This window comes from Pseudomonas cannabina, from assembly GCF_900100365.1.
GTDB lineage: Bacteria > Pseudomonadota > Gammaproteobacteria > Pseudomonadales > Pseudomonadaceae > Aquipseudomonas > Aquipseudomonas cannabina.
The window spans coordinates 2476540-2490615 of record NZ_FNKU01000001.1 but is presented as its reverse complement, the minus strand read 5'-3'; the positions used below and the strand labels follow the sequence as shown (position 1 = coordinate 2490615).

At 56.9% G+C, this 14076-nt stretch carries 11 protein-coding genes; 9 read left to right on the top strand and 2 right to left on the bottom strand.

What is annotated here, in order from left to right; all coding sequences use genetic code 11:
* Positions 1 to 41: 41 nt before the first annotated feature.
* The 5 genes from odhB (at position 42) to BLT55_RS11680 (ending at position 6673) form a co-directional block, all read left to right on the top strand.
* The gene (gene odhB, locus BLT55_RS11700) at positions 42 to 1262 is read left to right on the top strand and encodes a 2-oxoglutarate dehydrogenase complex dihydrolipoyllysine-residue succinyltransferase (RefSeq protein ID WP_055001896.1); all 1221 of its coding nucleotides are present in this window, start codon (positions 42 to 44) and stop codon (positions 1260 to 1262) included.
* Between the two features lie 172 nt (positions 1263 to 1434).
* A complete protein-coding gene (lpdA, locus tag BLT55_RS11695) occupies positions 1435 to 2871 on the top strand; it encodes a dihydrolipoyl dehydrogenase (RefSeq protein ID WP_007250007.1) in 1437 nt (478 codons plus the stop codon).
* 207 nt (positions 2872 to 3078) lie between these two features.
* On the top strand, positions 3079 to 4245 hold the full coding sequence (gene sucC, locus BLT55_RS11690; protein ID WP_007250006.1) for an ADP-forming succinate--CoA ligase subunit beta: 1167 nt from the start codon (positions 3079 to 3081) through the stop codon (positions 4243 to 4245).
* Positions 4245 to 5126, top strand: a complete 882-nt coding sequence (gene sucD / locus BLT55_RS11685; protein ID WP_024646007.1) for a succinate--CoA ligase subunit alpha — start codon at positions 4245 to 4247, stop codon at positions 5124 to 5126. The genes sucC and sucD overlap by 1 nt, the downstream gene beginning before the upstream one ends.
* Before the next feature lie 122 nt (positions 5127 to 5248).
* Positions 5249 to 6673: an IS1182-like element ISPsy6 family transposase gene (locus BLT55_RS11680; protein ID WP_055001182.1), complete on the top strand. Its 1425-nt coding sequence runs from the start codon at positions 5249 to 5251 to the stop codon at positions 6671 to 6673.
* Positions 6674 to 6832: 159 nt separating this feature from the next.
* Here BLT55_RS11680 and BLT55_RS11675 read toward each other — a convergent pair whose 3' ends face one another.
* Entirely contained in the window at positions 6833 to 7408 is a 576-nt protein-coding gene (locus BLT55_RS11675) for a GNAT family N-acetyltransferase (RefSeq protein ID WP_054999880.1), read from the bottom strand.
* A gap of 301 nt (positions 7409 to 7709) precedes the next feature.
* Between BLT55_RS11675 and brnQ the strand changes: the two genes are divergently transcribed.
* Positions 7710 to 9023, top strand: coding sequence for a branched-chain amino acid transport system II carrier protein (gene brnQ / locus BLT55_RS11670; protein WP_054999879.1), 1314 nt, complete (start codon positions 7710 to 7712; stop codon positions 9021 to 9023).
* 104 nt (positions 9024 to 9127) lie between these two features.
* On the opposite strand, the gene BLT55_RS11665 is transcribed toward brnQ, so the two are convergent.
* Positions 9128 to 9388, bottom strand: a complete 261-nt coding sequence (locus BLT55_RS11665; RefSeq protein WP_054999878.1) for a hypothetical protein — start codon at positions 9386 to 9388, stop codon at positions 9128 to 9130.
* 314 nt (positions 9389 to 9702) lie between these two features.
* On the opposite strand from BLT55_RS11665, the gene htpG reads away from it, so the two are divergent.
* The 3 genes from htpG (at position 9703) to BLT55_RS11640 (ending at position 14058) form a co-directional block, all read left to right on the top strand.
* A complete protein-coding gene (gene htpG, locus BLT55_RS11660; protein ID WP_007250001.1) occupies positions 9703 to 11610 on the top strand; it encodes a molecular chaperone HtpG in 1908 nt (635 codons plus the stop codon).
* Between the two features lie 92 nt (positions 11611 to 11702).
* The gene (locus BLT55_RS11655; RefSeq protein WP_054999877.1) at positions 11703 to 12431 is read left to right on the top strand and encodes a dienelactone hydrolase family protein; all 729 of its coding nucleotides are present in this window, start codon (positions 11703 to 11705) and stop codon (positions 12429 to 12431) included.
* Positions 12432 to 12817: 386 nt separating this feature from the next.
* Positions 12818 to 14058, top strand: a protein-coding gene (locus BLT55_RS11640; RefSeq protein ID WP_244159003.1) for an IS3 family transposase whose coding sequence is annotated in 2 segments (ribosomal slippage) — positions 12818 to 13169 and positions 13169 to 14058 — 1242 coding nt in all. Because the reading frame shifts where the segments join, the coding sequence is not laid out codon by codon here.
* Positions 14059 to 14076 lie beyond the last annotated feature (18 nt).

Below are 14076 nucleotides of genomic sequence, written 5' to 3'. Positions count from 1 at the left end.
CGCCTTCGAGCATTAGAAACCGAATTAAGGAATTACAGATAATGGCTATCGATATCAAAGCCCCCTCTTTCCCGGAATCCGTTGCCGATGGCACCATTTCCAAGTGGTACAAAAAAGAGGGTGATGCGGTAAAACGCGACGAGATGCTGGTTGACATCGAGACTGACAAGGTTGTCCTGGAAGTGCTGGCCGAAGCTGACGGCGTGATGGGCGCAATCACCAAGGAAGAGGGCGCTATTGTCCTTTCCAACGAAGTGCTTGGCTCTTTGAATGATGGTGCCACGGCATCTGCTGCTCCAGCACCTGCTGCTGCGCCTGCCTCGGCGCCTGCCGCTGCACCGGCTGCCGCTGGCGAAGAAGACCCGATTGCCGCGCCTGCTGCGCGTCAACTGGCTGAAGAAAACGGCATCAACCTGGCCAGCGTCAAAGGCACCGGTAAAGACGGCCGTATCACCAAGGAAGACATCGTTGCTGCCGTTGAAGCGAAGAAGTCCGCTCCAGCTGCTGCGCCTGCTGCCAAGCCTGCCGCGGCCGCTGCGCCTGTCGTCGCTGCGGGTGATCGTACCGAGAAGCGCGTGCCGATGACCCGCGTTCGTGCGACCGTTGCCAAGCGTCTGGTCGAGGCTCAGTCGAACATGGCGATGCTGACCACGTTCAACGAAGTCGACATGACCGAAGTCATGGCGCTGCGTTCGAAGTACAAGGATCTGTTCGAGAAATCGCACAATGGCGTGCGTCTGGGCTTCATGTCCTTCTTCGTCAAAGCGGCTACCGAAGCGCTGAAACGCTTCCCGGCAGTCAACGCTTCGATCGACGGTTCCGACATCGTTTACCATGGTTATGCCGACGTTGGTGTAGCAGTTTCCAGCGATCGCGGTCTGGTTGTCCCGGTTCTGCGTAACGCAGAGCACATGAGCCTGGCTGAGATCGAAGGCGGGATCGCTACCTTTGGCAAGAAGGCCCGTGACGGTAAGCTGTCCATCGACGAGATGACCGGCGGTACGTTCACCATCACCAACGGTGGTACTTTCGGTTCGATGATGTCGACGCCGATCGTCAACCCGCCACAGGCCGCCATTCTGGGCATGCACAACATTCTGCAGCGCCCGATGGCAATCAACGGTCAGGTGGTGATTCGCCCGATGATGTATCTGGCGCTGTCGTACGATCACCGTCTGATCGATGGTAAAGAAGCCGTCACTTTCCTCGTTACCATCAAGAACCTGCTGGAAGATCCAGCGCGTCTGTTGCTGGATATCTGATGGAGTAGCCTCGAGTCGCAAGCTTCGAGCTTCAAGTCGGAAGCGAAAGAGCGTGCGATCGGGGCTGATGTGTTTTACCTAATCAATAGGTCGCAAGTCGGCCTCGCGCTTAAACGCGGACTGACTTGCAGCTTGCAGCTTAAAGCTAGCAGCTAAAGAGGAACTCTTTGTTATGTCCCAGAAATTCGACGTGGTAGTGATTGGCGCAGGCCCTGGCGGCTATGTTGCCGCCATCAAGGCTGCGCAACTTGGTCTCAAGACTGCCTGCATCGAGAAATATCAGGACAAGGAGGGCAAACTGGCCCTCGGCGGTACCTGCCTGAACGTCGGTTGCATTCCTTCCAAGGCACTGCTCGACAGCTCGTGGAAATTCTACGAAGCCAAGAACGGCTTCAGCGTGCATGGCATTTCGACGTCTGACGTCACCATGGACGTACCGGCAATGATCGGCCGCAAGTCGACCATCGTCAAAGGCCTGACCGGCGGTGTTTCCAGCCTGTTCAAAGCCAACGGCGTGACCACTCTGCAGGGTCACGGCAAACTGCTGGCCGGCAAGAAAGTCGAACTGACGGCTGCCGACGGCACTGTTGAAATCATCGAAGCGGACCACGTGATCCTGGCATCGGGTTCGCGTCCGATCGACATTCCACCGGCTCCGGTCGATCAGAAAGTCATCGTCGATTCCACCGGTGCCCTGGAATTCCAACAGGTTCCACAGCGTCTGGGCGTGATCGGCGCTGGTGTGATCGGTCTGGAACTGGGTTCGGTCTGGGCTCGCCTGGGCGCTCAGGTCACCGTTCTGGAAGCGCTGGACAAGTTCATCCCGGCCGCTGACGAAGCCGTTTCCAAGGAAGCGCTGAAAACCTTCACCAAGCAGGGCCTGGACATCAAGCTCGGCGCTCGCGTGACCGGTTCCAAGGTTAACGGCGAAGAAGTGGTTGTCAGCTACACCGACGCTGCCGGCGAGCAGTCGATCACTTTTGATCGCCTGATCGTTGCCGTTGGCCGTCGCCCGGTGACCACCGACCTGTTGGCTGCTGACAGCGGCGTCGATCTGGACGAGCGCGGCTTCATCTATGTCGATGACTACTGCACCACCAGCGTACCGGGCGTTTACGCCATCGGTGACGTGGTGCGTGGCCTGATGCTGGCCCACAAGGCGTCGGAAGAAGGCATCATGGTGGTCGAGCGCATCAAGGGCCACAAGGCTCAGATGAACTACAACCTGATCCCGTCGGTTATCTACACCCACCCGGAAATCGCCTGGGTTGGCAAGACTGAACAGACCCTCAAGGCCGAAGGCGTTGAAGTCAATGTCGGTACGTTCCCGTTCGCAGCCAGTGGCCGTGCCATGGCAGCCAACGACACCGGTGGTTTCGTCAAGATCATTGCCGATGCCAAGACCGACCGCGTTCTGGGCGTTCACGTTATTGGCCCGAGCGCTGCCGAACTGGTACAGCAGGGCGCCATCGCGATGGAATTCGGCAGCAGTGCAGAGGACATCGGCATGATGGTCTTCTCGCACCCGACGCTCTCCGAAGCGCTGCACGAAGCGGCACTGGCTGTGAATGGCGGCGCCATCCACATTCAGAATCGCAAGAAACGCTAAGACAACAAGAGAAACCACGACGCAGTGCCCGTCGTGAGCCTTGCCAGCAGGGCTTACCGCGGAATCTGCGCCGGACTCGACCTCTCAGGCGGCTTCATGAGTGTCCAGTGACACTTGCGGGTCGTCCGGAAGTAGCGGTCACAGGTGGTGCGGCACGCTGACGTGCAGCACCGAATGCGCAGTACCTAAACGAAGACGGTAATAAGCATGAATCTTCACGAGTATCAGGGTAAGCAGCTGTTCGCTGAGTACGGCCTGCCAGTATCCAAAGGTTACGCGGTAGACACCCCGGAAGCAGCAGCAGAAGCCTGCGACAAGATCGGCGGGACCGAGTGGGTTGTCAAAGCCCAGGTTCACGCAGGTGGTCGTGGTAAAGCGGGCGGCGTCAAGCTGGTTCGCAGCAAGGAAGATGCAGCAGCCTTCGCTCAACAATGGCTGGGCAAACGTCTGGTCACTTACCAGACTGACGCCAACGGTCAGCCAGTGACCAAGATCCTGGTCGAGTCCTGCACCAATATCGCCAAAGAGCTGTATCTGGGCGCTGTGGTGGATCGCTCCAGCCGTCGTATCGTGTTCATGGCTTCCACCGAAGGTGGCGTGGACATCGAGAAAATCGCGCACGACACTCCTGAAAAAATTCTCAAGGCTACTATCGATCCACTGGTTGGCGCTCAGCCATTCCAGGGTCGCGATCTGGCTTTCCAGCTGGGTCTGGAAGGCAAGCAGGTCACTCAGTTCGCCAAAATCTTCACCGGTCTGGCCAAGCTGTTCCAGGACCACGATCTGGCTCTGCTGGAAGTGAACCCGCTGGTGATCAAGGATGATGGCGATTTGCACTGCCTGGACGCCAAGATCAACATCGACGCCAACGCCATGTACCGTCAGCCCAAGCTGAAGGGCTTCCACGATCCTTCGCAGGACGATCCTCGCGAAGCTCACGCTGCCAAGTTCGAACTGAACTACGTAGCGCTGGAAGGTAACATTGGCTGCATGGTCAACGGTGCTGGCTTGGCCATGGGTACCATGGACATCGTCAACCTGCATGGCGGCAAGCCTGCAAACTTCCTTGACGTTGGCGGCGGTGCCACCAAGGAACGCGTTACCGAAGCGTTCAAGATCATCCTGTCCGACACCAATGTCGCTGCAGTACTGGTCAACATCTTCGGCGGCATCGTTCGTTGCGACATGATTGCCGAAGGCATCATCGGCGCAGTGAAAGAAGTCGGCGTGAAAATCCCGGTTGTTGTGCGCCTTGAAGGCAACAACGCTGAACTGGGCGCTAAAGTACTGGCAGAAAGCGGTTTGAACATCATCGCTGCTACCAGCCTGACCGACGCTGCTCAACAAGTCGTCAAAGCCGCGGAGGGCAAGTAATGAGCGTCCTGATCAATAAAGACACCAAGGTTATCTGCCAGGGTTTCACTGGTTCGCAAGGTACCTTTCACTCCGAACAAGCCATTGCCTACGGCACTAAAATGGTCGGCGGCGTAACACCAGGCAAAGGCGGCACCACGCACCTGAACCTGCCAGTGTTCAACACCGTGAAAGAAGCGGTAGAAACCACTGGCGCAACCGCCAGCGTGATCTACGTTCCGGCTCCTTTCTGCAAGGATTCCATCCTTGAAGCAGCGTTCGGCGGCATCAAGCTGATCGTCTGCATCACCGAAGGCATCCCGACCATCGACATGCTGGAAGCCAAGGTCAAGTGCGACGAGCTGGGTGTGATCCTGATCGGCCCTAACTGCCCAGGCGTTATCACTCCGGGCGAGTGCAAGATCGGCATCATGCCAGGCCACATCCACTTGCCAGGCAAAGTAGGCATCGTGTCGCGTTCCGGCACCCTGACCTACGAAGCTGTGAAGCAGACCACTGATGCCGGTTTCGGTCAGTCCACCTGCGTCGGCATCGGCGGTGACCCGATCCCTGGTTCGAACTTCATCGACATCCTGAAGCTGTTCCAGGAAGACCCGCAGACCGAAGCGATCGTCATGATCGGCGAGATCGGCGGTTCGGCTGAAGAAGAAGCGGCTGCCTATATCAAGGCACACGTGACCAAGCCGGTTGTTTCCTACATCGCTGGTGTGACTGCTCCTCCGGGCAAGCGCATGGGCCATGCCGGTGCAATCATCTCCGGTGGTAAAGGTACTGCAGACGAGAAATTCGCTGCCCTGCAGGACGCCGGCGTAAAAACCGTGCGCTCCCTGGCAGACATCGGCAAGGCTCTGGCCGAGCTGACCGGTTGGCCGACCAAGTAAGCTTCGCTTACTGATTCGAGCAATCGACAAAAGCCACCTTCGCAGACTGTGTGAAAACCTAGCAATCTGCGCAGCGCTCAAAGAAAATGCTCCGTATCGAAAGATACAGAGCATTTTTCGTTATGGCCTACATCCAAGGTGAGTCCCGCAGCCAGACCAGCCTATTCCCGGTCTCGCTGGAAGAGTTGATCCCCGAGGATCACCTCGTTCGTGTCATTGACCTGTACGTTGCCAGGCTCGATCTGGTGCAACTGGGCTTCGATAAAGCGATTCCAAAAAGCACGGGGCGCCCTGCTTATGATCCCGCCGATCAGCTAAAACTCTACCTCTACGGCTATTTTCAGCGGATTCGCTCATCGCGACGTCTTGAAGCCGAGTGTCAGCGCAACATCGAAGTGATGTGGCTGATCAACCGGCTCAAGCCCGACTTCAAGACCATCGCCGATTTTCGCAAGAACAATAAACCCGCCTTCATCGCGACCTGCCGTGCTTTCGTTCGGTTTTGTCGCACGGCAGGCTTGATCGCCGGTGAGTTGGTGGCCATCGACGGCAGCAAGTTTCAGGCGGTCGCATCCTCACGGCGTCATGTGAATTTGAAGCAGCTCAAGCGCCAGGAAGAAAAACTGGATAAGCGCATCGCTCAGTATCTGGCCGAGCTGGATGAGGCCGACAAGGCTGAAACCACAGATTCAATTGATCGCAGCGCAATCAAGGTAGCCCTGGCACAGCTTGAGGCTCGACAACAGGATAATCAGAGTTGCCAGGCACTGATGCGTTCGATGGGCATCGAGCAGTTCAACACCCATGAAAGCGATGCCCGAATGATGCGCACGGCCAAAGGGCCACGTGTGGCCTACAACGTGCAAACCGTCGTGGACGCCGAGCATTGCCTGATTTTGCATCATGAGGTCACCCAAGATGGCGATGACCGAAAGCAACTGGAGCCGATGGCCAAGGCCGCCAAAGCAGAGTTACAGCAAGATGATCTGACGGTCACTGCCGATGCCGGCTACTCCAATGGCAAGCAGTTTCAGGCCTGCGAGGATGCTTCGATTACGGCCTATGTACCGCCCAATCGTTCGAAAAACCCTGGCAGTCAGGAAGAGCAGCTCTTTGAGCGAAAAGACTTTATCTATGAGACCGGACACGATCGTTTCCAGTGTCCGGCAGGCAAATGGTTAACGCTAAAACAGCACAACAAAGGTGATCGGATCTATCAGGCTGAGGTCGATGACTGCGCCAACTGCGCGCTGAAAACGCAATGCACTCGAGCCCGGCGCCGTTATGTCTCACGACATGCCCATGAAGAGGCTTTCGAGCGGATGGAGCAAAGAATGCAGGCGCATCCTGAGATGATGGCCAACCGAAGATCCATCGTTGAGCACCCCTTCGGCAACCTCAAGCAATGGCTATTTGGTAATGGCCGTTTCTTGCTGCGACAACTGGAGGGTACAAAAGCTGAAATGGCCTTGGCGGTGAATGCCTATAACCTGAAACGAGCGATTAAAGTGCTCGGTGTGCGCCATCTGATGGCTTTGATGGGCTGAGCGGACATTTTTTTCGTCTGCTGCCAATACAAAAAAAACGCCCCGAACAAGTCGGGGCGTTTGCTTGGGCCTTCATTAGTGTGTTTTCACACAGTCTGTTCGGGTGGCTTTTGTTTGAGTGCATGAAAAGTCATGTCGGGCATGCCCGGGCCAGCTTGGCTACCCTCCGTTATTCGCCCGCCATTCGTCCCGCGTCAATTCCCATAGCTGTTCCTGGGTCGTGCCACAGACAAACTGTGATTCCTGAACGGTCACAAGGCGCCTGCCTTCGCGCTGCGACAGGCGGCAGGATGCTTCATTCAAGGCGGACTTGGCCACGCGCAGCACAGAGCGTTTGAGTGTTTCAAACCAGAAGCGGTCAATCGCCACGCAGACCTCCGACATAAGCCCCAGCCCCTGATAGGCCGGTGAAAGCCAGAAGCCACGGTTGTTATCTTGCTCGTCCATCATGCAGGCACTGCCGATCAACCGCTCTTGCTGGCCGCGCAGACGAATCGACCAATGCCATTCTTCCCCGTCCTGCATCGCAGGCAGAGCATCTTCGCGCAGGTAGCGCAGTGCTTCACCTTCGGGATAAGGCCAAGGCACGTGATGGGTCAGGTAGCGCACAACCTCCCAGTGGTTGAACAGGCTTTGCATGGCGGGCGCGTCTTCGAGTTGCAGCGGCAGCAGGAGCAGGCGTGGCGTGTGCAGGGTCGGGGTGAGAACCACAGGCCGGGTTTTCGTTTCGGGCATGGACATCAGTCATCGGCAGCAGAGATGCCCGCCAATCTACCGATCAACCAACGGGCGGTCTGTCGGATATTTCCGGATATCCAGCGGTTTGTTCGACTGCCGTTTAAAGGTGCGTCGTCGGCTGATACGCCCTGAGACAGTGCATTTTTGGTCGAAGTTGGCTACTCTGTCCGCAGTTTTTGCGGTGCCCTCACGAGGGGCGTTTCGCAAGGTACTGCCACGTCTTACGCCGACGGGCTGCGTCTGCCCCATTCATGGGTGGCGCCCCCTCCCTTATTTCGATTTCGTGTGGTCCCTCGTAATGAAAGTTTTAAAAGGTCAGGACATCCTGGCACTCGGTTTTATGACATTCGCGCTGTTTGTCGGGGCGGGTAACATTATTTTCCCGCCTATCGTAGGGCTGCAGGCCGGGCCGCATGTGTGGATAGCCGCGCTCGGGTTTTTGGTCACGGCAGTCGGTCTGCCGGTCATCACGGTGATCGCCCTGGCCAAAGTCGGCGGCGCTATGGACGCATTGAGCAGTCCGATCGGCAAGGTTGCCGGGGGCGCTCTGGCTGCGGTCTGCTACCTGGCGGTCGGCCCGCTGTTCGCGACGCCGCGTACAGCGACGGTCTCATTCGAAGTCGGCTTGGCACCGCTGACCGGTGACAGCCCGATGGCACTGTTCCTGTACAGCCTGGTGTATTTCCTGGTGGTGTTCTGGGTCTCGCTGTACCCCGGTCGTCTGCTCGATACCGTCGGACGTTTCCTGGCGCCGCTCAAGATCATCGCGCTGGCGGTCCTGGGCATCGCTGCATTTGCCTTGCCGGCAGGCAGCATAGGGGACGCCGAGCCAGCCTATGCCGCTGCGCCGTTTTCCCAAGGCTTTATCAATGGTTACCTGACGATGGATACGCTGGGAGCGCTGGTTTTTGGGATCGTCATCGTTAACGCCATTCGCTCGCGCGGCGTCGAGTCACCACGGCTGATTACTCGTTACGCGATCATTGCCGGGTTGATTGCGGGCGTTGGGTTGGCGCTGGTCTATATCAGCCTGTTCCGTCTTGGTTCCGGCAGTCATACAGTGGCGGCGGGTGCAAGCAATGGCGCAGCCGTGCTGCATGCCTACGTCCAGCATACGTTCGGTTCTCTGGGCAGCGGGTTTCTTGCCGTGCTGATTTCTTTGGCGTGTCTGGTGACGGCGGTAGGCCTGACCTGCGCGTGCGCCGAATACTTCGCCAAGGTGTTGCCGCTGTCCTATAGAACGCTGGTGGTGATGCTGGCAGTGTTCTCGTTGCTGGTCTCCAATCTGGGGCTGACCAAGCTGATCCAGTTTTCGATTCCGGTACTGACGGCTATTTACCCGCCGTGCATTGTTCTGGTCGCGCTGAGTTTCTGCAAAGGGCTATGGCAGAGTCAGGGCAGGGTTGTCGCACCGGTGATGCTGGTGTCGCTCGTTTTCGGCCTCATTGACGCGATCAAGGGGGCTGGATTCGGTGAGCACCTTCCGAATGCCCTGACAACCATGCCGCTGAGCGATCAGGGCCTTGCGTGGCTGGTGCCTTCGGTCGTCACGCTGGCGGGTGCTGTAGTCATCGACAGGCTGATGGGCAAGCGCAACGAGGCGCTGGCTTGAGAGGCGGGAACAAAATACCTATGACACTCGATTGATTGTTAAAACGCCCCCAATGGAAAGGCCCGCTCAACGCGGGCCTTTTTAGTTCTGCGAGCTTGCCAGCCTTATTTGGTGGCTGGAGCTGCTTCTAGCGCCTTGTCGGCGTTTTCAGCGGCGCGCTGTTGTGCGGCTTCCGCGTTTTTCTGAGCAGCTTCCTGGCTTTCCTTGGCTGCATCATTCACTTTGTCCTGAGCCTTGGCCATCGACTCTTGGGACTCTTGAGCAGCCTTGTTGGCATCTTGCTGAGTGTTTTCGGATTTTTTGTCACAAGCGGCGAGGCCGAGGGTGGCAGAAAGCATCAAGGCATAGGCTAAAGTTTTACGCATGGGGTGTGTCTCCTTATTGATTATTCACGTGCCTAAGAGCGTGCGCCAGGCCGTTAAGTTCCAGACGCGCGCAGAATATACGAGACGTCTGTGCCATGGGCGTTACAGGCCAGGCAGACGGTCAGAAATACAACCCTCGCGGCAACGCGTCGATCCATCTGTTTGACCGCGTTTTTCGACCCATGAAACAGCGCGCAGGTATTTTTTGCTCTTGAAATCCTCAAGCCAGCCCCCACCTTGATGACTACCCGCTGTCATGCAGGCCGATGCCTGAACCTGACGGCTTATGCCATCCAGATCGGAGTTTGATGATTATGAGTGTGGAAACTCAAAAGGAAACCCTGGGCTTCCAGACCGAGGTAAAGCAGCTGCTGCACCTCATGATCCATTCGCTGTATTCCAACAAGGAAATCTTCCTTCGCGAATTGATCTCGAACGCGTCTGACGCGGTCGACAAATTGCGTTTTGAAGCGTTGTCCAGGCCTGAGCTACTGGAAGGTGGCGCCGAGCTGAAGATCCGCGTGAGCTTCGACAAGGACGCGAAGACCGTTACCCTTGAAGACAACGGCATCGGTATGAGCCGTGAAGATGTGATCACCCATCTGGGCACCATCGCCAAGTCCGGCACCGCTGATTTCATGAAAAATCTGTCGGGCGACCAGAAGAAGGACTCGCACCTGATCGGTCAGTTCGGCGTGGGTTTCTATTCGGCATTCATTGTGGCCGATCAGGTCGAAGTGTTTAGCCGTCGTGCCGGCCTGCCAGCCAGCGAAGGCGTGCACTGGTCGTCCAAAGGCGAGGGCGAGTTCGAAGTCGCCAACGTCGAGAAAGCCGATCGCGGTACCCGTATCGTGCTGCACCTGAAAAACGGTGAGGACGAGTTCGCAGATGGCTATCGTCTGCGCAACATTATCAAGAAATATTCCGACCACATCGCCTTGCCGATCGAGCTGCCCAAAGAGCAGGCTCCGGCAGCCGAGGGCGAGGAAGCGCCGGCGCTTGAATGGGAGACCGTCAATCGCGCCAGCGCACTCTGGACCCGTCCGCGCACCGAGGTGAAGGACGAGGAATACCAGGAGTTCTACAAGCACGTCGCGCACGATTACGAGAACCCGCTGAGCTGGAGCCATAACAAGGTCGAAGGCAAGCTGGAATACACCTCGCTGCTGTACGTGCCAGCCCGCGCGCCGTTCGATCTGTATCAGCGTGAAGCGCCGCGTGGCCTGAAGCTGTACGTGCAACGCGTGTTTGTCATGGATCAGGCCGAGTCGTTCTTGCCGCTGTACATGCGCTTCGTCAAAGGCGTGGTCGATTCCAATGACCTGTCGCTGAACGTTTCCCGCGAAATCCTGCAGAAAGACCCGATTATCGATTCGATGAAATCGGCGCTGACCAAGCGCGTGCTGGACATGCTGGAAAAACTGGCGAAAAACGAGCCGGAAAAGTACAAGGGTTTCTGGAAAAACTTCGGTCAGGTCCTCAAGGAAGGCCCGGCAGAAGACTTTGCCAACAAGGAAAAAATCGCTGGTCTGCTGCGTTTCGCATCGACGTCAGACGACAGCGGCGAGCAGAGCGTGTCTTTGGCCGAGTACCTGGCGCGTGCCAAGGAAGGTCAGGACAAGATCTATTACCTCACTGGCGAATCCTACGCGCAGGTCAAGAACAGCCCGCACCTTGAGGTCTTCCGCAAGAAAGGCATCGAAGTGCTGTTGCTCACCGACCGTATCGATGAGTGGCTGATGAGCTACCTGAGCGATTTCGACGGCAAGAGTTTTGTCGACGTCGCGCGCGGTGACCTGGACCTGGGCAATCTTGACTCCGAAGAGGACAAGAAAGCACAGGAAGAGATCGCCAAAGACAAAGAAGGCCTGATCGAGCGCCTGAAAGCCTCGCTCGGTGACGCGGTAAGTGAAGTTCGGGTCTCCCATCGTCTGACCGATTCTCCAGCGATTCTGGCCATCGGCGAGCAGGACATGGGGCTGCAGATGCGTCAGATTCTGGAAGCCAGCGGGCAGAAAGTTCCGGAGTCGAAGCCGATCTTCGAATTCAATCCGGCCCATCCGCTGATCGGCAAGCTGGATGCGGAGCAGAGCGAAGAGCGCTTCGGAGATCTGTCGCACATCCTGTTCGATCAGGCAGCGCTGGCTGCGGGCGACAGCCTCAAGGATCCGGCCGCTTACGTGCGCCGTCTGAACAAGTTGTTGGTAGAACTGTCGGTTTGATAGCCGATTGAAAAGAAACCCGCTTCGGCGGGTTTTTTGTTTCAAATGCCCGTGACACGTTTTTCCATCCTTTCAGTGATCAGGAGTCAGCAATGAGCAGCACTATCAATGTACGTTCTGTGGTTTATCAGATTGATAGCCAGCCTTATGAAAGCCGTCTGGTGTACGACGCTAACGCGACTGCGCCGCAACCGGGTCTGCTGATGGCGCCCAACTGGATGGGCGTCAGCGAGGGCGCCGAGGACATTGCCAAGGCTGTGGCCGAGAAGGGCTATGTGGTGCTGCTGGCCGATCTTTACGGTCAGCAGATTCGCCCGAGTAACAATGACGAGGCGGGCGCCGCCATGACGCCGCTCAAGGAGGATCGCGCGCTGCTGCGCAAGCGTATGCAGGCAGGTCTGGACCAGTTGTTGAGTCAGGCAGACGTGTCGCTGGATACCGGCAACATCGCTACCTTCGGCTTCTGCTTTGGTGGTTGCTGCTCGCTGGAACTGGCGCGCACCGGTGCCGAACTGAAAGCCGCCATATCCTTCCACGGCACGCTGGATACGCCGAACCCGGACGATGCAAAAAACATCAAGGGCTCGGTGCTGGTCCTGCACGGTGCTTCCGACCCATTGGTGCCGAAAGAGCAGTTGCCTGCTTTCGAAGACGAAATGAACGCCGCTGGTGTGGACTGGCAGTTGTACAGCTACGGTGGAGCATTCCACTCATTCACCGACCCGCACGCCAATGTGCCAGGCATGATGATGTACGACGCCAAAGTGTCCGCGCGTGCGTTCAAGTCGATGCATGATTTGCTGGGTGAAGTGTTCGGTTAAAGCCGGATGTTCTGCGTGCGGTCTTTAGTGCGCGGTGAGTCACATCTATGCCTCAGCACCGCGTCATGGCTTGCCCGCAGTCATTGCACATAAATGCTTTTTTATCGCGATGGCATTGACGACGCAGAGTGCGACGTAAGTGACGGCTGAGTCCTGGCGCTGATCCGGGGGGTGCGAGGCAGGACGCCGAGCAAGCCGCATTCGGGCCAAGGATGGCCCGTTGCGGCGGCCCCCGGATCAGCGTCAGGGCGAAGATAGTTGAAAAGTGAGCCAGGTCGGGCCGGAATCACCATAAAAAAGGCGCCTTCGAAAGGCGCCTTTTTATCTTGCAAGTGTCCCGTCCTGAATAAGGTTTACACCTTTTGACCTTTCCTCAGGAGGACTCAATGAATTCGGGCAAAAGGCGCAGCCTGCGCGATTACACGCTAGCCTTTAAATTATCGGTCGTAGATCAGGTTGAAAAAGGCGAGTTGAGTTATAAAGAAGCCCAGCGACGCTATGGCATCCAAGGCCGGTCGACGGTGCTGGTCTGGTTACGAAAGCACGGTCGACAGGATTGGAGCCAAGGCGCATCAATTCGAGAGCCGAGGAGCAGGTCCATGACCGAACCAACACTCCCGCCGACACCTGAGCAGCGGATTAAAGAGCTTGAAGAACAGCTGGTGCTGAGCAATCAGAAGGCCCAGTTCTTTGAAGCTGTCGTGAACGTCTTGAAAAATGACTACGGTGTTTCCATCGTAAAAAAGCGACCCGGCAAGTCCTCTCGCAAGGGCAAATCCAAGACCTGAGCATTACCAGGGCTTGCCTGTTCATGGGTATTTCGCGTCAAGCGTATTACAAGCGTAATCGCGCTTTTGACGCGAAGGTCCGCCAAGACCAAGAGGTGGTGGACTTCGTCCTGGAAAAGCGGCGTCGCCAGCCCAGGCTGGGAACGCGCAAGCTGCACTACTTGATGAGCGTCGAAGCTCCTGCGTCGTTGTGCGTGGGTAGAGACCGTCTGTTTACCATCCTTCGTGATGCGCGCGAGCTGGTTCCGCGCAAACGGGCTTATCACAAGACCACTCATAGTCATCATCGCTTTCGCCGCCACCCCAACCTGCTCAAAGCAGGTCCTGAACAAGTCGTGGCCAATGGACCCGAACAGGTCTGGGTTGCAGACATCACCTATCTGCCTACACAGGAAAGCGTGGCCTATGTGAGCCTTGTGACAGATGCGTACTCACGCAAGATTGTTGGTCATCATGTGCATGAGAGCCTGCATACACAGTCGGTGATAAAGGCACTGGAAAAAGCGGTAGGAGAGCGAAAAACCGATCAGATGCTGATTCATCATTCAGATCGCGGTGCCCAGTACTGTTCCGACCTCTATCAGCGGCTGCATACCAGGCATGAAATCCGGTGCTCGATGACTGATGGTTATGACTGTTACCAGAACGCTATGGCCGAGCGAATAAACGGAATTTTGAAGACCGAGTTTCTACTCCATCGGCCTAAAGACTTGGCAGATGCAGTGAAAATGGTGGATGAATCGGTGCAGATCTATAATGGGGAGCGACCGCACCTATCCCTGAAATACAAAAAGCCCGATGCGGTGCATCGGGCGTTTTTGAGCGTGAAACAGGTGTAAACCTATTTCAGGACTAGA

Excerpts from the sequence above, each read along its gene's own strand:
- odhB (WP_055001896.1), top strand. The coding sequence starts at position 42 with ATGGCTATCGATATCAAAGCCCCCTCTTTCCCGGAATCCGTTGCCGAT.
- lpdA (WP_007250007.1), top strand. The coding sequence starts at position 1,435 with ATGTCCCAGAAATTCGACGTGGTAGTGATTGGCGCAGGCCCTGGCGGC.
- sucC (WP_007250006.1), top strand. The coding sequence starts at position 3,079 with ATGAATCTTCACGAGTATCAGGGTAAGCAGCTGTTCGCTGAGTACGGC.
- sucD (WP_024646007.1), top strand. The coding sequence starts at position 4,245 with ATGAGCGTCCTGATCAATAAAGACACCAAGGTTATCTGCCAGGGTTTC.
- BLT55_RS11680 (WP_055001182.1), top strand. The coding sequence starts at position 5,249 with ATGGCCTACATCCAAGGTGAGTCCCGCAGCCAGACCAGCCTATTCCCG.
- BLT55_RS11675 (WP_054999880.1), bottom strand. The coding sequence starts at position 7,408 with ATGCCCGAAACGAAAACCCGGCCTGTGGTTCTCACCCCGACCCTGCAC.
- brnQ (WP_054999879.1), top strand. The coding sequence starts at position 7,710 with ATGAAAGTTTTAAAAGGTCAGGACATCCTGGCACTCGGTTTTATGACA.
- BLT55_RS11665 (WP_054999878.1), bottom strand. The coding sequence starts at position 9,388 with ATGCGTAAAACTTTAGCCTATGCCTTGATGCTTTCTGCCACCCTCGGC.
- htpG (WP_007250001.1), top strand. The coding sequence starts at position 9,703 with ATGAGTGTGGAAACTCAAAAGGAAACCCTGGGCTTCCAGACCGAGGTA.
- BLT55_RS11655 (WP_054999877.1), top strand. The coding sequence starts at position 11,703 with ATGAGCAGCACTATCAATGTACGTTCTGTGGTTTATCAGATTGATAGC.